The sequence below is a fragment of the Pseudomonas sp. BF-B-26 genome, assembly GCF_019956495.1.
Lineage (GTDB): Bacteria > Pseudomonadota > Gammaproteobacteria > Pseudomonadales > Pseudomonadaceae > Aquipseudomonas.
The window spans coordinates 20,146-38,335 of record NZ_JAHBDP010000104.1 but is presented as its reverse complement, the minus strand read 5'-3'; the positions used below and the strand labels follow the sequence as shown (position 1 = coordinate 38,335).

At 54.7% G+C, this 18,190-nt stretch carries 18 protein-coding genes and 1 pseudogene; 12 read left to right on the top strand and 7 right to left on the bottom strand.

Annotated features, from left to right (window positions below; genetic code table 11):
• From KGB03_RS24200 to KGB03_RS24180, 5 genes are all read left to right on the top strand, one after another.
• Positions 1-4,791: hemagglutinin repeat-containing protein (locus KGB03_RS24200; RefSeq protein WP_223529505.1), on the top strand; the 4,791-nt coding region annotated here is incomplete at its 5' end.
• Positions 4,791-5,339: a hypothetical protein gene (locus KGB03_RS24195; RefSeq protein WP_223529503.1), complete on the top strand. Its 549-nt coding sequence runs from the start codon at positions 4,791-4,793 to the stop codon at positions 5,337-5,339. The genes KGB03_RS24200 and KGB03_RS24195, both read left to right, overlap by 1 nt.
• A 201-nt stretch (positions 5,340-5,540) precedes the next feature.
• Positions 5,541-5,963 carry a hypothetical protein gene (locus tag KGB03_RS24190; protein ID WP_223529501.1) on the top strand — a complete coding sequence of 141 codons (423 nt, stop codon included), beginning with the start codon at positions 5,541-5,543 and terminating at the stop codon, positions 5,961-5,963.
• A gap of 124 nt (positions 5,964-6,087) precedes the next feature.
• A complete protein-coding gene (locus KGB03_RS24185) occupies positions 6,088-6,324 on the top strand; it encodes a hypothetical protein (protein ID WP_223529499.1) in 237 nt (78 codons plus the stop codon).
• A gap of 167 nt (positions 6,325-6,491) precedes the next feature.
• Positions 6,492-7,052, top strand: coding sequence for a hypothetical protein (locus KGB03_RS24180; RefSeq protein WP_223529497.1), 561 nt, complete (start codon positions 6,492-6,494; stop codon positions 7,050-7,052).
• Between the two features lie 62 nt (positions 7,053-7,114).
• On the opposite strand, the gene KGB03_RS24175 is transcribed toward KGB03_RS24180, so the two are convergent.
• Positions 7,115-7,387, bottom strand: a complete 273-nt coding sequence (locus KGB03_RS24175; RefSeq protein WP_223529495.1) for a hypothetical protein — start codon at positions 7,385-7,387, stop codon at positions 7,115-7,117.
• 373 nt (positions 7,388-7,760) lie between these two features.
• Between KGB03_RS24175 and KGB03_RS24170 the strand changes: the two are divergent.
• The 4 genes and pseudogenes from KGB03_RS24170 to KGB03_RS24155 all read left to right on the top strand — a co-directional run.
• Positions 7,761-8,691 (top strand): annotated as a pseudogene (locus KGB03_RS24170) (hemagglutinin repeat-containing protein); the annotation flags it as partial.
• A 62-nt stretch (positions 8,692-8,753) separates the two neighbouring features.
• Positions 8,754-9,221 carry a hypothetical protein gene (locus tag KGB03_RS24165; RefSeq protein ID WP_223529493.1) on the top strand — a complete coding sequence of 156 codons (468 nt, stop codon included), beginning with the start codon at positions 8,754-8,756 and terminating at the stop codon, positions 9,219-9,221.
• Positions 9,218-9,538 (top strand): hypothetical protein, encoded by a 321-nt coding sequence (locus KGB03_RS24160; protein WP_218536437.1) that lies wholly within the window; start codon positions 9,218-9,220, stop codon positions 9,536-9,538. The genes KGB03_RS24165 and KGB03_RS24160 overlap by 4 nt, the downstream gene beginning before the upstream one ends.
• 261 nt (positions 9,539-9,799) lie before the next feature.
• Positions 9,800-10,381 carry a hypothetical protein gene (locus KGB03_RS24155; protein WP_223529491.1) on the top strand — a complete coding sequence of 194 codons (582 nt, stop codon included), beginning with the start codon at positions 9,800-9,802 and terminating at the stop codon, positions 10,379-10,381.
• Between the two features lie 396 nt (positions 10,382-10,777).
• Here KGB03_RS24155 and KGB03_RS24150 read toward each other — a convergent pair whose 3' ends face one another.
• Together KGB03_RS24150 and KGB03_RS24145 are read right to left on the bottom strand one after the other, a co-directional pair.
• Positions 10,778-11,050: a hypothetical protein gene (locus KGB03_RS24150; protein ID WP_111452677.1), complete on the bottom strand. Its 273-nt coding sequence runs from the start codon at positions 11,048-11,050 to the stop codon at positions 10,778-10,780.
• A gap of 347 nt (positions 11,051-11,397) precedes the next feature.
• Positions 11,398-12,132 (bottom strand): DUF899 domain-containing protein, encoded by a 735-nt coding sequence (locus KGB03_RS24145; protein WP_218536439.1) that lies wholly within the window; start codon positions 12,130-12,132, stop codon positions 11,398-11,400.
• 177 nt (positions 12,133-12,309) lie between these two features.
• Here KGB03_RS24145 and KGB03_RS24140 point away from each other — a divergent pair, with 177 nt between their 5' ends.
• Entirely contained in the window at positions 12,310-12,702 is a 393-nt protein-coding gene (locus KGB03_RS24140) for a transcriptional regulator (protein ID WP_074874388.1), read from the top strand.
• A 35-nt stretch (positions 12,703-12,737) separates the two neighbouring features.
• On the opposite strand, the gene KGB03_RS24135 is transcribed toward KGB03_RS24140, so the two are convergent.
• From KGB03_RS24135 to KGB03_RS24125, 3 genes are all read right to left on the bottom strand, one after another.
• A complete protein-coding gene (locus tag KGB03_RS24135; RefSeq protein ID WP_218536440.1) occupies positions 12,738-13,607 on the bottom strand; it encodes a DUF6279 family lipoprotein in 870 nt (289 codons plus the stop codon).
• Between the two features lie 80 nt (positions 13,608-13,687).
• Positions 13,688-14,404, bottom strand: coding sequence for a TorF family putative porin (locus KGB03_RS24130; RefSeq protein WP_218536441.1), 717 nt, complete (start codon positions 14,402-14,404; stop codon positions 13,688-13,690).
• A 218-nt stretch (positions 14,405-14,622) separates the two neighbouring features.
• Positions 14,623-14,811 carry a hypothetical protein gene (locus KGB03_RS24125; protein WP_017337097.1) on the bottom strand — a complete coding sequence of 63 codons (189 nt, stop codon included), beginning with the start codon at positions 14,809-14,811 and terminating at the stop codon, positions 14,623-14,625.
• A gap of 351 nt (positions 14,812-15,162) precedes the next feature.
• Between KGB03_RS24125 and KGB03_RS24120 the strand changes: the two genes are divergently transcribed.
• Both KGB03_RS24120 and KGB03_RS24115 read left to right on the top strand, forming a co-directional pair.
• On the top strand, positions 15,163-15,999 hold the full coding sequence (locus tag KGB03_RS24120) for a S1 RNA-binding domain-containing protein (protein ID WP_008153208.1): 837 nt from the start codon (positions 15,163-15,165) through the stop codon (positions 15,997-15,999).
• An 86-nt stretch (positions 16,000-16,085) separates the two neighbouring features.
• Positions 16,086-17,018 (top strand): DMT family transporter, encoded by a 933-nt coding sequence (locus KGB03_RS24115; protein WP_192406687.1) that lies wholly within the window; start codon positions 16,086-16,088, stop codon positions 17,016-17,018.
• Here KGB03_RS24115 and KGB03_RS24110 read toward each other — a convergent pair.
• Positions 16,963-18,144 carry an MFS transporter gene (locus tag KGB03_RS24110; RefSeq protein WP_223529489.1) on the bottom strand — a complete coding sequence of 394 codons (1,182 nt, stop codon included), beginning with the start codon at positions 18,142-18,144 and terminating at the stop codon, positions 16,963-16,965. The two genes, KGB03_RS24115 and KGB03_RS24110, sit on opposite strands and share 56 nt — an antisense overlap.
• Positions 18,145-18,190 lie beyond the last annotated feature (46 nt).

Sequence of the window (18,190 nt, the reverse complement as noted above, 5' to 3'; positions counted from 1 at the left end):
AACGCCAACAATCGCCTGGCCGCCAACGGCGCCCTGATCCAGGGCAGCGACGTGACCCTGATCGCCGGCAAAGACCTGAACAACGCCGGCACCTTGCGCGCCTCCAACAACCTGTCGGCCACCGCCACCAACGACCTGGTCAACAGCGGCCTGGTGGAAGCCGGCAATCGCCTCGACCTGAAAGCCGGCAACAACATCGTCAACAAGGCCGGCGGCATCATCGCCGGCCGTGACGTCACGCTGACCGCCACCCGGGGCGACGTGATCAACGAACGCACCGTCACCACCCACGAAAGCAGCAGCGGCTATCGCAGCGAGCGCACCGACTTCGTCGACAACGCCGCCCGCATCGAAGCCGGCAACTCGCTCACCCTCAACGCCGGACGCGATATCAACAACGTTGGCGGCGTGCTGAAAAGCGGGGCTGACACCACGATCACTGCCGGTCGCGACGTCAACCTCACTTCCGCTGAACAGATCGTCAGCGGCGAGCAGGGGCTGCACCGGGATCAGACCATCACCCAATATGGCTCAGACATTGATGTCGGGCAGGACCTGAAGGTCAATGCTGGACGGGATATCACCGCTATCGCCAGCCAGATCGACGCCAAACGCGATGTGAGCATGAGCGCTGTCGGCGACTTGACCCTGGCCTCGGCGGCGGATGAGCAGCATTCGTATAGCAAGAGCAAGAAGGTGACCAGTCAGGACGATCATGTCAGTCAGGTGTCCACCACTGTTAATGCGGGGGGCAACATTACCCTGAGTGCAGGCAAGGATCTGGACCTGATTGCCAGCCGGGTGAGTGCGGGGGATGAGGCCTATTTGTTTGCGGCCAATAACCTCACGCTCCAGAGTGCAGAAGACAGCGATTACAGCTTCTACAGCAAAACCAAGAAAAGCTCCTCGGGCAAGAAGAGTCGACTCGACGAGGTGGCCAGCAACACCAACATCGCAAGCGCAGTGACCTCCGGCGGCAACAGTACGCTGCTGGCCGGCAATGACATGCTGATAAAAGGCAGCGAGATCGCGGCCGATAAAGGCGGTGTGCAACTGGTGGCCGGCAATGATGTGCAGATCGTTGCAGTCACTGATTCGAATAGTGCCCGTCATGAGAGCAGCTCCAGTAAAAGCAGTTGGGGCGGTTTCAAGTCGAGCAAGATGCAGGACAAGCTGACAGAAACCCAAACCACCGCTGTCGGTAGCGTCATCTCGGGTAACACTGTGAATGTGGTGGCCAATCGTGACGCCACTATCACCGGCTCATCCCTGGTCAGTACCCAGGATCTGACCGTACAGGTCGGTCGCGACCTGACTATCAATGCGGCAGAAAACACCTTCACTCGTGACGAATTCCATAAGGAAAAAAATCGTGATCTGAGCGGCATACTGACCGCCAATAACCTGGGTGTTGATGACATCACCGGCAACCAGCACCTGTCGGTCAGCAGACAGAACCATACCGGTAAGTCCGCGCAAACCACTTTGACTGGTAGCACTATTGGCTCCAGCGAGGGGAACGTCAGTCTCACCAGTGGCCGTGAACTGAGCGTGATCGCCAGTGACCTCGTCAGCACCAAGAACATGAGTCTGATCGGTTCCAAGGTGACCATCGCTGCCGGGATGGAAAGCGCGAGCCAGAGCAGTACCGACAAGAGCAGCAGTTTGGCGGTGGGGCGGGTCATTGGCGGCACGATCGTCGATACGGTCAATACGATTCGCAGTTCAGTAAAAGCGGCCAATAACGCAGATGACCCCCGACTCAAAGCGGTGAAGCTGGCTCAAGCGGCAATGGCGTTCAACGATCTGGGAGGTATGGGCGGCGACGCCGAAGGCGCCGGCTCGGATTATGGGAAAAAGCAGGGCACTGCCAGTAATGGGTCCCTGATCAAGATTGGCACCGAACTGGCGAATACCCACAGCAAAAGCACCAGCGAGTACACCAGTCAGACTGCCAAGCAAAGCACGCTCAATGCAGGCAAAAACTTATTGATCATCGCCGATGGCGGTGCGCCGGGAACGGTGGGTGATATTCATGTGATTGGCAGCAGCTTGAAAGCCGCCGACACCGTATTGCTGGCTAAAAACAACATCACCCTGGAAAGCGCGCAGAACACCGCCAACTGGGCCAATAACAACAGCAACAACAAAACGGCCATTGGCGCCAGCTTCAACCTCGGCGAGCAGAATGGATTCACCCTTGACCTGGGAGCGTCCATCGCCAAGAGCATGGGGACCGGTAGCTCCGTTACCCAAGTCAACACGACCCTGGATACCGGTTCTCTATCCCTTCACAGTGGGCAGGACACGACCCTGGCTGGCGCTCAGGTACGGGCCGACAGCATCAACGCGTTGATTGACGGCAACCTCACCATCACCTCGCGCCAGGACACCGAGTCCCAGAAGAGCAAACAGGGCAGTGCCGGTTTCGGTGGCAGCATCTGTATTCCGCCGTTCTGCTACGGCTCAACCGTGGCCGTGTCTGGAAGCCTGGCCGCTGGCAACATGAACAGTGAGTACAAGGCTGTAACAGACCAGAGCGGTTTGTTCGCCGGCAAGGGCGGTTACGACATCACCGTCGGTAAAAACACCACCTTGCAAGGTGCGGTGATTGCCAGTGAGGCGTCTGCCGACAAGAACCTGCTCAGCACTGATCGTCTGATCGTCAGTGACATCAAAAATACCAGCGACATCAGCGCCCAGTCGGCAGGCTTTTCGGCTTCCTACGGCAGCAACGCCGGCTCAAGCGTGGGCGGCAGCGTTCCGCTGTCACTGAACGATTCGGACCACAGCAGCACCCGCAGTGCTGTCAGCGAAGGCACCATCATCGTGCGCAACGCTGAGGGTGCGAATGATCTGGTTGGACTGAATCGCGATACCGCAAACGCCAATCAGACGCTGGACAAACCTGATGAAAAAGCGATTCAGGAGCGGATTGATCTAATCCAGAGCACGGTCGCACTGTCCAAAAACATCATCAACAAAGTAGCCAATGCTCAGCAGCAAGCAGCCAGTGACAAAATCAAATCCGCGACGACTGAGGAGGAACGTCAGGCTGCAATCAATGAGTTCGACAGTTGGCGAGCAGGCGGCGACAAACGCTTTATGGCGGATATCGCCGCTGGCGTGATAGCCGCCGGTTTGGGGAGTGTAAGCGGTGCGACGGCGATAGGCGTTGTCGCCAATACCACAGCGGCGGATACCTTCAGAACGATAGGCAACTACGCCGATCAACAACTGGCGGACGCAATACGTAACAAGGACACGGCCCTGCAAGCGGCGTGGGCTGAAGGTGGCTCTGCACGTGTCTTGTTGCACAGCCTGGCCGGTGCCGTACAAGGCTTATCGAGTGGCTCGGTAGTAAACGGTGCCCTTAGCGCAGGCGCGTCGGCAGCAATCATGCCGGCGTTGGATGAGGTGCTGAAAGGTTACGGTATCGGCGTGGCAAGCCGGGATGCATTCGGGACTTTGATCGCCGCAGGACTGGGGGCGGCAGCCGGAGGCGGTGGTTCGGTTGCACAGATGAGCGGTGCCGCTATTGCTGCCAATGTTGAGCAGTTCAACCGTCAGATGCACCCGGCAGAAATTCCGCTGATTAAGGCTCAAGCACAAGCATTGGCCAAAGACGCAGGGATTACCGAAGCCGAGGCGGAAACGCGCTTGGCCAGGGCATTGGTTTACTACACCGATGCGGGCTGGCGTACGGTCATTGACGCCAAGGCGACGGCTCCTGATGACATGACCCTCAAGTATTTGGGTATTGCATTAGCCCCATTGGCGGATAGCTACGATGTCACTGCGACGGTCAACGAAGATGTCCCTGTGTTCAGTGACAAAAAGACCTACACGCCAAACGAAACGGCTCGTCTGCTTCAAAATTACCGTGTTAACCACCCTGAGGCGTATGCGGATAATCGGCTGTACGGCGATTATCTGAATCCGAATTTCAACTACATCCCAAAAGTTGAAGACTTCCGCAACAAGGATTTTTATGAAAAGAATCTGAATTTTCGTGAGGGTTTCGGTGATTTCTCGATGGGTGTTCTCACCGGCTCGCCACAGGGGTACTGGAACGCGGCTACGGGCATAGCGACCAATTTCTGGGCGCTGGGCAGCAGCCTTCTCAACAAACCGGCGGATACAACAAGCCAGATCGCAAATGGTCTCTTGTTGTCTATGGCGAGCCCCGATAGGCTGTTCAACAGCTATCGTGATAACAAGAACGATGTAGAGATATTGGCCTCTCTGTATGAACTGCAGGGCAACACGGCCGCTAGCGCGGCAGTTAGAGCCAAATATGATGCGGAAATGGCAATTAACCTGTTGCCGGCTGGGCGGGTTGGGAAGCTGGGCGAGGTTGGTGCGGGGGCAAAGGGGTTCTTTCAAGGCGGTACTGGTGCTTTCCTTGAGGGAGCGGAGGGTGGAGGAGCGCTTGGCAAGTTGACGGACCGACAAGTCAATATTTCAGATAAAGGTTTAAGTATTGTTGAAACTCATCTGGCGCAGTTTGGATCCGTGCCTGAAAATGATCTGATGATTAGTAGATTGCGGTCTGCTTTGGCCGAGGGGCGACCAATAGACGGTGCAGATGCGAGCTTCTATATTCATGAGTTGTCGGAGTCTACAATGATGATGCGAGGATTTGATTATAGTAAGGCACACCAAGGAGCGCTGAATAAGTATCAGGTGTCTCCGTATAGTGTTTATCATCCAGATGTTATTAATGCAATCAACGCTATTGAGCCTGGCTCTTTTAATCCAAATTGGTTGAAGTTTTGGAGTCGTCAGTAATGATGAGTGGTCGCGTTGGGCAATTAGGGGAGCTTCGGATTTGGTGTAACGAGCCTCATGTGGCTTTCTGCGGTCTTTTCGATGTTGAAGAAAGTGTTTTACCTTTTTCAAATGTTCGATTTAATAATTCCGTGGAACGCTCCTTGGTTCTTGAAGTCATGCTCCCTAGAGGGGGGCGTACAATATATGGCTTATTGGGTTTGCGTTACTTTCCGTCGTATGGCTCCATGATTAGTATTAAAGTCACAAAGCAGGCTTGTGCTAGTAAGGTGTATCAGGATTCTTTAATTAGTAATTTCGAAACAATTAATGTTGGTTTGCCTACCATGTACGCCAATGCTTCAGTTGCAGGCTTGAAACGCGCTTTTTCTGATGGTTTGGACGTTGGTCCTGGACTGATTGAGATATGCTATGCAGCCTTTGGAGACGTTTCTTCAAATGAGCAGATATTTGAAAAGATGGGCTATTCGTTGGCTAATTTGTTGTCGCTACAATTAGATGAGATTTCAATAGATGCAGTAGGCGCACTATTGTTAGGTAGTAAGTGAGCGAAAAAGAGCGGGTTTGTTTGGTGTCCCATCCTGAATAAAGTTTGGGCCTTCTGATCTATATTCAGGAGGGCATAATGGAGGCGGGAAAAAAACGTATAGTCTTCATGGGATGAAAGTGGTGGGTTCATTTGTTTTGATGCAGAGGCCTTGAAAATGTCTTGATCCCATTGTATTCAATTCCATTTAAGAGGTAGCACTATGTCGGAATTAAAAGATCTTAAAGATGGTTGTATTTATCTTGATGATTGCATAGTGATTAGGAAGGATGTGTCCGTCATTGCTGTTATCAATCAGGGAGTGAAGTTTGATCATGATATAGATATGGGCAATGGTTGGGTGCTGCGATCCAGTCGGCTTCATTTTATTCTTGGGCATGAGGTTAATGTAACTTTCAATTTTTTCAAAGATAGTCTGAAAATGTTCGGCTTTGCGCTGGAAAATGAACATGGGCGTGACCTCGAGCAACTCAAGAAAAAACATGACAATTTTCTGAAAAATTTGCTTGGTGATCCTCAGAAAAAGAATGAAATCTTGGTGGCTTATGAATTTGCTTGGGGGTCTATAACTTCTCAAATAGATCCAAGAGGAGGCTCGTGTAGCATAGAACTTAATTGGATCTAGTTAAGGAATGGGGACTGCAGGAATGGGGGCGGATTTATTTGTTTGGCCGATGTGCTGGTCAGGAAATAAATATGTCTATTTTTTTGGAGATGCCCAAGTCTATTAGGTAACTGAGAAGGGTTATATGGCCTTTTATATAGAGATGGATAAGGTCGCAGAAACTGAAGAGTATGTTGAATACACGTTTGGCCGGAACTTGGATGTTGGATTCATTCAGATGGATAAAGATGGCGAATCTATTCGTGTGCTGAAAGAGTGCCCTCTGGATAAAAATGGAGCGTGGTCAAAAAGAGCCGCAACGAAGTTAGTGCGTCTTTGGCGGGAAGGTCATTTTCCTGATAAAACGGAGTGGGCTTCCTGAAGAAATAGAAATGGAAAAGGGACGCCGTTAACCGGCCTTCAGTCAAGGCTAAGGTACGACTCGTGAGAGGGAAGGTAGAAGCGGGTTTATTTTATTTGGCATCGCAGGAAAACAAATCTTTCCACTTCGTTTTCCACCGGGCATACATTTAATAAGGATATCTAGAAGTGAAAAGAATCCCACTGCCAATACTAATCCTGATTTTCACATTGTCAGGCTGCCATTCCAACGTCAGGGACTCGTCCCCCAGTTTGCTGAAAGACGGTATCCAACTGCACCAAAATACGGTAGCTGTCGATGCGCAGCACGCCAAGGTCATCATGAAAGCGTCGGGTAACACTTCTCCGGTAGAGTTCGCGATCAGGCGTGCAGCAGATCCTGACCAGCGTATGGAGGTGCTTGGGACCGTGGTGGATTCCGGCCAGGGCAAGGTGTTCGGCTGGATCGCCAAACTCAACGAAGTGGCCAATAGCGCCACTGTTAAACGCTTCCCGCAGTTGGAAGTACAGGCCGATGCCGACAAGCCTTTCGAGGTGTCGGGATATTCGAATGGCAGGGGCGCTGGGGGTTCCTATAGTTGCGGTCCGCTGAAAAGCATCTTTACGCCAGAGCGAAGCAAGGTCTATCTGGTTGAGTTCCAGTTTGTAGGTGAGCGCTGTGAGCAGCATGTTTACGATGTCACCCAACCTCAGCAGCGTATTCCCGTGGCGAGCATACCTGCTGTGTGAAAGGGATTTATCTATTGCTCACAACATGAAACGGGCGACCCAAAAAAGTCGCCCGTTTTCATTCACTCCGCAACCTGCGCCCGCAGCCGCCGACCAATTACATCCATCAAATCACAACCATCACGCAACGGAATGACCAGCAGTTTGGAAAAGTCCGACAGCACCACCGTGTCGCAGCCGATTTCTGCGCGAAAGGCAATATTTTCCAACACCTGCGTGACCGTGCGAATACGGTAATCCGCCATTGCTTGCAGGACGTCGAGCGGCGCTTGAGTATCAATAACCAGAGAAGCCGGGATCAGGTCGATTCCGGTGAGGGGCATGTATCTATCCATAGTTGAAGCCTCGTTTAGTTTGCTGAGACTGCCAGCAGATCGTCGCCAAACGAAATGGGGTGGCAGCTGTACGCAGGTTGGCGAACCGGAAACGAGTAACCGGCAGACCCGAAGGTCTCCCGCGCACAACTGCCATAAAAAGCAGTTTTGCGGATGCGGAGGCGCCTGCAAATAAGCAGACGGCGCTCGCACTCGTTAATCAGGTCGCCAAACCCGGTCGCCATGTGGACGACGGGCGGGCTATAAACTTCATCGTTCCAACGGTGCAAGGTGCCTGATTCCGAGGTTGGCGTAGGACCTTTACTTTGCGCGGTGTTGAGTGCATTTGCTGGGCCGGCGTAGTCAATATCGCAATCTTCAGCTTTGCCTTTGCCAGCGTTTCATCGATGGCCAGACCAGCGACGAAGGCTTGTTCAGATACCTGATGAACAACGCCATCGCCAGCAAAAACAGAACTCAACCTGTCGCTGGGCGTCAGCCTGACCTCCGAGCAAGCCGCGGCCCTGACCCACGACATTGTCTGGATGGAAAACGCCGAGGTGAACGGCGAACAAGTGCTGGTGCCAGTGCTGTACCTGGCCAACGCCAACAATCGCCTGGCCGCCAACGGCGCCCTGATCCAGGGCAGCGACGTAACCCTGATCGCCGGCAAAGACCTGAACAACGCCGGCACCTTGCGCGCCTCCAACAACCTGTCGGCCACCGCCACCAACGACCTGGTCAACAGCGGCCTGGTGGAAGCCGGCAATCGCCTCGACCTGAAAGCCGGCAACAACATCGTCAACAAGGCCGGCGGCATCATCGCCGGCCGTGACGTCACGCTGACCGCCACCCGGGGCGACGTGATCAACGAACGCACCGTCACCACCCACGAAAGCAGCAGCGGCTATCGCAGCGAGCGCACCGACTTCGTCGACAACGCCGCCCGCATCGAAGCCGGCAACTCGCTCACCCTCAACGCCGGACGCGATATCAACAACGTTGGCGGCGTGCTGAAAAGCGGGGCTGACACCACGATCACTGCCGGTCGCGACGTCAACCTCACTTCCGCTGAACAGATCGTCAGCGGCGAGCAGGGTCTGCACCGCAATCAGACCATTACCCAATATGGCTCAGACATTGATGTCGGGCAGGACCTGAAGGTCAATGCTGGACGGGATATCACCGCTATCGCCAGCCAGATCGACGCCAAACGCGATGTGAGCATGAGCGCTGTCGGCGACTTGACCCTGGCCTCGGCGGCGGATGAGCAGCACTCGTATAGCAAGAGCAAGAAGGTGATCAGTCAGGAAGATCATGTCAGTCACCCCTTCAAAAACAATCGCCCCACCACTGTCGAGGATGATGTCCTTACCTTATTGTTGGGATGGCACTGAGCTATACCGCCGAGCTTTTGCCTCTGGCTGCAGGTGTAAAAGGCACAGTAATTCCTAGCGGTTTTTCAAGTGCAGATGACTTTTTACGTTTTGGTACGAATATGCGGGAAGGATTGTCACGTGCAGGTTATGGAAATGTGGAGCCCATACTTCAAGGAAGCGCGGTAACAGGAAGAAGTTTTAAATCAGGGCAGGCATTTGATGCAGGAAGAGTTAGTGACTTTGATGTGGCACTGGCAAGCCCAGAGCTGTTGCAGCGTGCTCAATCTATAGGGATAGGACTTAGAAGTGGAGGGACATGTACTGGACCATTGAGTGCAAGAGATCTACAAGCTCTCGGATTACGGGACTTAGCTAGCAATCTAAGCTCGCAAGCCGGGCGTGAAGTTAACTTCATGATTTATGAATCGTCGGCGGCAGCTACAAGCCGTGCACCAAGCATAGTGATGCCAAAATGATGACTTATGATTTGTACGGTGTGGAATGTTTGAACTTGGTCTCGGCAAAGGCACAGATAGAGGCGCTTGCTGGAATTCTTTTTGAGGAAAGAGATAGTACTTATCATGGAGGTGTTTATTACCTTTATGGTGATAATAGTTCGGAGCACTTTGTTCTGAAAAATAATATTGATCCTTATGATGGCGAGCCGGTGGAGCAAGAGTTTTCTGATTACCCGTTTCTGCTCTATGTCAATGCAACGGGCCGTTCTCTTGAGCTAATGGAGATTCTAAAAAGGAAGGCGGGTTTTAGTTTGCTTAGGCACGAAGTTTTTTAATGTTTAAGCGATTGCGTGAGTTGTGGTTGCGTCACATTGGACGTTGTGAGTTTTAATTGGCAAACGGGGACAGACCACGTTTTTCTTTGGGGCAGGAGCACACTACTTCGATTTAAATGTGGTCTGTCCCCTTTTTTTTTGAATTTATTTGAGCCAAAGCAGTAACCCCCCCTTTTTTTCCTTAAATAACTTGAGCATCCCCCCCAATCTCGTAAAATATCGCTCTTAAATTAACATAACCTTCCACAAGGACGAATTGACATGCGTGTGTTGGCTTTACTGTTGGCAATCTTATTTTTGTCGGGCTGCGCCTCGAAGCCGGATTACTACATCTCCCCCTCGCCGGTTCAGATCCCGGCGACCGCTACCTACTGGATCGATACCTTCGACGTTGAACTGATCGGCAAGAATGAGCGGTTTCTGCCGCAAGACACGTTGCGCGAGCAGCTCAGCGTTGAGCTGATCAATCAATTGTCGAGCGCTAATCGCTATGCAGCGAGCAAGGAAAGTGCCGACTACCTGCTGGATGTGAACACCGTCTACAAGCGCCGGATCGGCAACTCCAATGGCGGATTGGTGTCGGTCATCGTCGACGACAATACGATCCTTGCCAGTGTCGATTTCAGTTATCAGGTCAAGGTCAAAAAGGCCGGCGCCGAAGTCTTGCATTTCTCCCATGCTCGCGAGGGGCTGCAGCCTGGCGGTGCACTTGGCCAGCTTCGCAATATGAAGACGATGGTGGCGGCGCTGACTCACAAGGATAATTCCGACGTGGAGCCTTTCTATATCCGTACCCTGCCGAAATATATCGTGTCCGACATCAGGGATATTCCTTCGCGCTAGACATCCCACAGATGCGGCGGATCCGGTAATCGCAATAACCGGTTTTGCGGCTGCTGCGCAGTCGAGCAGGAGCAAACTCCCTCGCCACCGGTGTGGTTCAGCGGCAATTAAATAAATCTGTCCCCTTGTCCCCAAAAGGGGACAGCCATTAGCCGGTCTCAAGTCAAGGCCAATGGGTGTCCCCTTTTTTCTTTTTTTGCTCCTTTTTTGCTCCAGAACGAAGCAAGGTGTATCTGGTTGCGTTCCACTTTGTGGGTGAGCGTTGTGAGCAGCATGTTTACGATGTGACCCAACCTCAGCAGCGTATTCCCGTGACGAGCGTACCTTCTGTGTGAAAGGGATTTGTCTATTGCTCACAATATGAAACGGGCGACTCAACAGGTCGCCCGTTTTCATTCACTTCGCGCCTTGCGCCCGCAACCGCCGACCGATCACACCCATCAAATCACAACCGTCCCGCAACGGGATGGCGAGCAATTTTGAGAAGTCGGATAGCACGACTGTGTCGCAGCCGATTTCTGCGCGGAAGGCGATGTTTTCCAGGACCTGAGTGACAGTGCGAATGCGGTAGTCGGCCATGGCTTGAAGGACGTCGAGCGGCGCTTGGGTGTCGATGAGCAGGGAAGCCGGTATCAGGTCGATTCCGGTGAGGGGCATGTATCTATCCATGGGTGGAGCCTCTTGTCATTGATGAGGACTCTCTGTGGTCGGGTCGCCAAACCCGGTCGCTTTTTGGGCGACCGGCGGACTATAAGCTTCATCGTTCCAGCGGTGCAAGGTGCCTGTTTCCGAGGTTGTTGTAGGGCATTTGCCCCTGTTGCGGTCAGTCAACCGGCCGCAACCTACAGAACATCACGCAACCTCGTGGGAGCGAGCCTGCTCGCGATAGCGGTGTATCAGTTGATATCAATGTTGAATGTTAGCCAGTCATCGCGAGCAGGCTCCCCCCACAGGGGATTTGTGGTGTCCATGGGGACTGTGTCCAGCCCGGACCAAGCCCCCGATGGCTGTGCCGTCTACCCTCCATGGCAGCAGTTGGCCGCTGCCTTGTCCTCATACCGGTCGTGATGCCTCACCCACTCCATGATTTCCTCTTCATTACGGCCCTTAGGCGTGAGGTCGAGGTAGTTGTAAGCGCCAACCAACATGTCCAGACCTCGGGCATAAGTGGAATAGGTGTGAAAAATCTCTCCAGCTTCATTGCGATAAAACACGCTGAGGCCGGGGAGTTCTTCTTCGGCGCCGTCGGATTTTTCGTAGTTGTAGGTGGCTTTACCGGCGGTGACGTCTTCTGCTCGGGCCGAAACGCCGAAGTCGTAATTGAAATCGCTACCTTCTGACGACACCCAATCGAATTTCCAGCCCATGCGTCGTTTGAAGGCTTGGAATTCGGCGAACGGTGCGTGGGAAACCGCTACCACGGCGACGTCATGATGGGCCAGGTGTTGGTTGGCGCCGTCAATGTGATCGGACAGGAACGAGCAGCCAGAGCAGCCTTCGTCCCAGCCTTTGCCAAACATGAAGTGGTAGATGACCAACTGGCTACGGCCGCCGAACAGGTCAGCCAGTTTGAGTTCGCCGTTCGGGCCCTGGAAACGGTAGTCCTTGTCGATTTTCACCCAGGGCAGGGCGCGGCGTTCGGCGCTGAGTTTGTCTCGTTCTTTGGTGAAGGCTTTTTCGTGGGCCAGGTGTTGTTTACGGGCGGCGAGCCATTCTTCTCGGGAGACGACGGGATGATTCTGAATGTTCATTGGGATTCTCCTGCGGGGTGCTGGGAGGGGACTTACACAGCCTAGTCGTTTGGCCTACGCCCAATTCGACATACCGCCGGTCGGTGCTGTTCAAAACCTCAGCTGAACGGCTACGAACCGCACCGGTCACAACCTATGAAGGCCATCTCACTGGCGGGCACCGGAGGTTGAATCAGGATGACGACTTATAACTGGGATTTGATTGAACGCTTGCTGCATGAAGTGCAGAACGGCGCTGGCCATACGTTCACCCCACGACCCTACGCCGAGCAGTATGCGGCGGAGAAAGCGTCGAAAGGTGAGCCGTTTGAGAACCTGGATCACCTGAAAACGGTAGCTGGTGAGTACGAAAAGTTACTGTTGTTACGGGGCTATATCGAGCCTCGGCCAGAAGATCAGGGTGGCAATGGCGAGAACTACATTTTGACGCCTCGGGGCTCGAGTTTATTGAGCTTGATCGACAGCAGCATTCCGGGGAATGACCATCCGCGGCAGGTGTTGGATGAGCAGGAAGATGCGCTGGATGAGGTGAGGTTTGATGAAATCGCATCGAGGGCACAGATTGCCTGAAGACGCGCATATCCCCTGTGGGAGTTGTGTAGCGCTTAACTTTGTTTTGCTGCCTTCAGGCACTTCAAATCGTTGAAGTCCTTGCGCACCCCTTCGATTTTCTTCAGCAACCGCTGGCGCTGTTCCGGCGTGCTTTCGGCCATCAAGTCCACAAATAATGCGCGGGCCTGGGCTTCGGTGTTGGCGTAGGCCTGGCGATAGTCAGACGTCCACAAACTCTCGCGATTGACCAGAAGTGTCTCGATTTGCTGTGGGAATTCTGGACTCTGGCGCTGCGCAACTGCCGCACTGAACTGTTTCTGCCAATGGACGCGGTTGGCGATCCATTGCGAGTTCTGGTCACCCAAGGCGTTTGACCACGCGACAACACGCAGCTGCTGAGTTGCGCTTAGCGGGCCGAGCCAATCATTCAGACGTTTTTCCATGCGCTGGCTGCGCGCCTTGATCTGTTGATCGAGAGACGGTTTGAGGTATTGCTCCTGGCGTTTGCGCTGGTCCTTGGCGAAGGCCTCGTTCATTTCCGCGACTTGCTTGTCATCCAGCCCCTGTAACAGCTCAATGGCCGATGGGGTGATTTCCTTTGCGGTCTGGGCGATGGCCTGTTTGGCTTCCTGGGTGCGGGTTTGCAGTGCGGCGTCGGTGACCTGGTTGGTCTCGACCATGACTTTCAAGCGATCCAGCCAGTCTAGGTAGCCCGGCAATTGCGTGGTGCAGTGCCAGCTCAGGTGCTCTTTGAGGCGCTCATTAAACCAATCTTTTTGCTCGCCGTTCATGTTCAGGTAGTCGCTGAGCGTCCACGGAATGATCACGTCGAGGTTGCGATAGGCCAGGCCCACGCGGCTGCACGCACCGAGGGCGAGACTGAGGGTGATAATGACGGCGAGACACTTCAACCAGCGCGACATGGGCGAATCCTTTGCGAAGGCCTGGCTTTTTTAATGGGCTTCTTTATGTGAACGCAGGATGAGCCTCGCAGTTCAGCCGATCAGTAAAAGGCGCGTTCGGCCTTGAGGGTGACCAACCCGTCGCATTGGCTGTTGTGTCCGGAATAGGCGGAACAACTGTTGCCGCTCAAGCTGGAGTCACTGTAGATCAGGTCCAGATCGACGCCCATGAACGGGCGGGAAAGTTTCACTGACCAGTCAGTGAAACTGCCTACATACCCACCGTCGACGGACACCGGCGCGTTGAGCTGGTGGGTGGTGTATTTCATGCTGATCCCGATGCCAAACGGCTGATTGCCACCGAGGTCGGCGAATACGGTGCTGTTCTGTTTGTCGGGGTCGTTGCTGAAGGCTGCGCCGAAACGGCTGTCCAGAAAGGTCAGGCCACCGAAAAGCTCCTGGCTGTCGAGGGTGTCTACTTTCGGGTAGCTGTAACGGATCATGCCGACTTCGTACCCGAGGGTATTATCGAAAGGTTGTTTAAAGCCCATGTAGGAGTCGACTTCAAGGTTGGCCCCTGGCGTTAAACCCATGCTCGGTGCCCATTGGCCCACGTAAAAACCGCTGTCGTGACTCAGGTCGAGCCCACCGTGGAACGAGCCGGTGCTGGAAGGTTTGACCAGCCCTTGGGCCATGCTGCGGCTGGGGGTGGTGCCGAGTTTGAGATCGAAGTCGCCCAGTTCACGCTGAAAGATTTGCGCATTGGCGACCGAACACGACAGCAGGGTGCCGAGCAGTAAATGGGAGGGTTTGAGCATGCGTCACTCCATGACCGCGAGGTGCAGGCACTAAAAACCTACTGAAACGCTTGATCTAGACGTGTGTAAGCATACCGGCGAATGATCGGCATCGAGGGCCGTTCGTCGATTTTTGAAATATTGGTGTTTTGCGGGGGTGTTGCGAGGAGGGTTCCAGTCCAAGCGCTTCGAAGCTCAAAGCGCTTAGGGACCAGGTGACGCGGCGGATCTTGGGGAAGTTACTTCTTGCCCAGAGTGATCTGCTTGGACGGGCCGAACGTCTGGCCGCTGACGCCTTTGGCAATTTGCTGGATCTCTCCGCCGGACTTGAGGAACGCAGCAATCTGGTTGTTGATCGATTCGCTGGTTTCAACGGCTGGAGCTGGCTTTGCTTTGCTGTTGGATGCTTTTACACGCATGGCGGCCATTAACCTATAGAAAATTAACTTGGCCAGGCATCGTACAGGAAATACTTGACAATTGCTTGGTAAATATCCCCCCGAAATACACAGGGCAGATGAAGAATTAATCACAAGTTATTATTCTGAATTGGTCTCTAAGCTGCTGTTTTAACTAAGAACGATCGTGAAAAATTACCGTTTTTTGCTTGGCGGGCAGGCGCGGAAACCTCCAGAACGGCCTGACGAGCGGCCTGGCGCGTGCGGTAAAGCCCAGGAAAATTAAGCCCTTCAAAGGATTTTCTTGCGCCACCGGGCTGGTCAGCGAACGCGGCCCGCAAAACCGGGTAGAATGCCGCCCACGCAATGAGGGTATTGGAAATGGCTTTAGTCGGGCGCTACAACAGTTTGCAAGTGGTTAAACACACTAACTTCGGTTTATATCTGGACGGTGGCGCGGATGGCGAAATCCTCCTGCCTAATCGTTATATTCCCAAAGATATTCCCAGCGAAGATGAAGACTGGCTCAACGTTTTTGTTTATCTGGACAGCGATGACAAACTCATCGCAACTACCGAAAAACCGAAAGTTCAAGTCGGTGAATTCGCCAGTTTAAAAGTCGTTGAAGTCAATAGCATCGGTGTTTTCCTGGATTGGGGTTTGCCGAAGGATCTGTTGCTGCCGTACTCCGAAGAAAAGCGTCAGATGACCGCCGGCGAGTATGTCGTGGTGCACGTCTACCTCGACAAGCACACCCGCCGCATCACCGCGACGGCGCGTCTGGACCGCTACCTCGACAAGACCCCGGCCAACTACACCCCTGGCCAGGAAGTTGATTTGCTGGTTGCCGAAGCCACCGATATGGGCTTCAAGGCGATCATCAACAACAAGCATTGGGGGCTGATCCACAAGAACGAAATCTTCAAGTTCATGCGCGCCGGTAAAGAAGAGAAGGGCTTTATCAAAGAAGTCCGTGCCGACGGCAAGATCAGTCTGAGCCTGCAACCGGTAGGCGAAGAAGCCGCCACCAGCCTGAACTCGAAGATTCTCGCCAAGTTGCGCGACAACAATGGCAGCCTGCCGGTCAGCGACAAGAGCGACCCGACGGTGATCAGCAGTATGTTTGGCGTGAGCAAGGGCAACTTCAAAAAGGCCATTGGTGCGTTGTACAAGAACGGCCAGATCGTCATTCACGCCGATCGCATTGAACTGAGCTGAGCTGAGCTGAGCTGAGCGTAATACCGGTCAAACTCTTGTAGCAGCTGCCGAGTTTCTGCCATGGATTGTGTTGTCGAGGTATCACGGTGAGCGCCACCCGGCGCAGCGCCGATGGGTTTGCCCTGCAAGTGATGATTGGGCTGTGCCTGATCTGGGGTATTCAACAGGTGATGATCAAGTGGGCGGCGCCAGACATTGCGCCGGTCATGCAGGCCGCCGGGCGCTCGGGTATTTCCGCGTTGCTCGTAGGATTGTTGATCTGCTGGAAGGGCGGTTGGGATCAAGTGGGCAACACCTGGCGCGGTGGACTACTGGCCGGCGCGCTTTTTGGCCTGGAGTTCTTCTTCATTTCCGAAGGCCTGCAACTGACTACGGCCGCGCACATGTCGGTGTTCCTTTACACCGCGCCGATCTTCACCGCATTGGGCGTTCATTGGTTGTTGCCGAGTGAGCGTTTAAGGCCGGTCCAGTGGTTGGGGATTTTCCTCGCCTTCGTCGGGATTGCCATCGCCTTTGCCGGTGGGGTCTCGTGGGACAACCTCGATCACCGCATGTTGATGGGCGATGCGCTGGGCGTGCTGGCTGGCGCGTCATGGGGGGCGACCACGGTGGTGGTGCGCGCTTCGCGCCTGTCGGAAGCGCCGGTGACGCTAACGCTGTTCTATCAATTGATTGTCGGTTTCGTTGGCCTGTTGCTGATTGCGATCCTCAGCGGCCAGGTCACCCACGTCAGCCTGACCACCGTGGCGGTGGCCAGTGTGTTGTTCCAGGGATTGGTGGTGTCGTTCTTCAGTTACCTGACCTGGTTCTGGCTGTTGCGCCGTTACCTGGCGGCGAACCTGGCGGTGTTTTCGTTCATGACGCCGCTGTTCGGCGTCACGTTCGGTGTGCTGCTGCTGGGCGAAAAGCTGAGCTTCAACTTCGTTGTCGGCGCGGTGCTGGTGTTGTTGGGCATCACCTTTGTCAGCGCTGAGCAGTGGGTGCGCCGTCGCTTGCGCAAAGCCCTTGGACAGAGCTGACCGGGCGCAATAACAGACCGCCAGCGACAATCAAACCACTGCCGGCGAACACCAGCGCGGGCTGCAAACCACCGCTGAAATGGCTGCTCAACGCCGCCAGCAACGGCCCGCTGAGCTGGCCCACGGCAAAGCATGCCGTCAGCAGCCCGGCGTTGCGCTGGGTGGTGTGGGGCGCCAGTTCCCGGGAGCGTTGCATCACCAGCTGCATGCAGGCCAGGAACGGCGTGCCGCAAAGGATCACGCCCAAGGCCAGTCCTGGGCCACTGCCCAACAAGCAGGCGAAGACCCCGGCGGCTTGCAGCCACAACGTCGCCATCAGCCAATAACGAGTGCCATGCGGGTGTTGTCGACGCAGACTCACCAGCACCACCCCGATGGCCGAAGCAAGTCCGAAGCAAGGCCAGAACAGATCGGCCTGCCATTGGCCATGGAACTGCGCGTTGGCCATTTGCGAGAGGAAAGTGGCCGGAATGATGTAGCCTAAACCGTACAACCCATAGACCACACCTAAACGGCTGATGCCATGATTGCCCGAGCCAGCGACGCTGGGGGCGGCGGCCACGGTCGTGGCCGGTTGCGGCAGGAACGGCAGAATCCCCAGCAGCATCGCCAGCCCGACGCCGGCATACACCAGCCACAAGGCTGCAGAAGTCTGCCCCAGCAGGTTCGATCCCAAGGCCAACAAGCCCGTCAGAAAAATCCCCAGACCCGGTCCGGCAAATACCAGGGCGCCAAGCCGTGGGCGACCGGCCGCCGCGGCCAGTGGCTGGCTCAACGCAGTGATCATCACCAACACCCAGGCGCTGGCCACGCCGGTGCCGAACCGCAGCACCAGATGGGACCAAAACCCGTTTGCCCAGAACGAGGCCAACGTCAGCAATACACAGAGCCATAAACCGCCCAGCAAACGCCGGCGCACTTGCTCGGGGCGGCGAGAGAACATCGCGTCCACCGCACCGACGAAGTAGCCGAGGTAGTTGGCCGCGGCAATCAGACCGGCGGCAGTCAGGTCGATCTGACCTTCGCTGAGCAGGTGCGGCAACTGCGGCGTGAGGGCGAAACGCCCGATGCCCATGGCCATCATCAGGGCGATGAAACTGGCGAGTAAGCGAATCAGAGGGGACATGGTCTGAATTCCAGCAGAGGATCAATGACCGTCAGGCTAGGACTGA

What these genes read in the sequence shown, in the direction of transcription:
- KGB03_RS24195 (WP_223529503.1), top strand. Translation starts at nt 4,791, where the DNA reads ATGATGAGTGGTCGCGTTGGGCAATTAGGGGAGCTTCGGATTTGGTGT.
- KGB03_RS24190 (WP_223529501.1), top strand. Translation starts at nt 5,541, where the DNA reads ATGTCGGAATTAAAAGATCTTAAAGATGGTTGTATTTATCTTGATGAT.
- KGB03_RS24185 (WP_223529499.1), top strand. Translation starts at nt 6,088, where the DNA reads ATGGCCTTTTATATAGAGATGGATAAGGTCGCAGAAACTGAAGAGTAT.
- KGB03_RS24175 (WP_223529495.1), bottom strand. Translation starts at nt 7,387, where the DNA reads ATGGATAGATACATGCCCCTCACCGGAATCGACCTGATCCCGGCTTCT.
- KGB03_RS24165 (WP_223529493.1), top strand. Translation starts at nt 8,754, where the DNA reads ATGGCACTGAGCTATACCGCCGAGCTTTTGCCTCTGGCTGCAGGTGTA.
- KGB03_RS24160 (WP_218536437.1), top strand. Translation starts at nt 9,218, where the DNA reads ATGATGACTTATGATTTGTACGGTGTGGAATGTTTGAACTTGGTCTCG.
- KGB03_RS24155 (WP_223529491.1), top strand. Translation starts at nt 9,800, where the DNA reads ATGCGTGTGTTGGCTTTACTGTTGGCAATCTTATTTTTGTCGGGCTGC.
- KGB03_RS24150 (WP_111452677.1), bottom strand. Translation starts at nt 11,050, where the DNA reads ATGGATAGATACATGCCCCTCACCGGAATCGACCTGATACCGGCTTCC.
- KGB03_RS24145 (WP_218536439.1), bottom strand. Translation starts at nt 12,132, where the DNA reads ATGAACATTCAGAATCATCCCGTCGTCTCCCGAGAAGAATGGCTCGCC.
- KGB03_RS24140 (WP_074874388.1), top strand. Translation starts at nt 12,310, where the DNA reads ATGACGACTTATAACTGGGATTTGATTGAACGCTTGCTGCATGAAGTG.
- KGB03_RS24135 (WP_218536440.1), bottom strand. Translation starts at nt 13,607, where the DNA reads ATGTCGCGCTGGTTGAAGTGTCTCGCCGTCATTATCACCCTCAGTCTC.
- KGB03_RS24130 (WP_218536441.1), bottom strand. Translation starts at nt 14,404, where the DNA reads ATGCTCAAACCCTCCCATTTACTGCTCGGCACCCTGCTGTCGTGTTCG.
- KGB03_RS24125 (WP_017337097.1), bottom strand. Translation starts at nt 14,811, where the DNA reads ATGGCCGCCATGCGTGTAAAAGCATCCAACAGCAAAGCAAAGCCAGCT.
- KGB03_RS24120 (WP_008153208.1), top strand. Translation starts at nt 15,163, where the DNA reads ATGGCTTTAGTCGGGCGCTACAACAGTTTGCAAGTGGTTAAACACACT.
- KGB03_RS24110 (WP_223529489.1), bottom strand. Translation starts at nt 18,144, where the DNA reads ATGTCCCCTCTGATTCGCTTACTCGCCAGTTTCATCGCCCTGATGATG.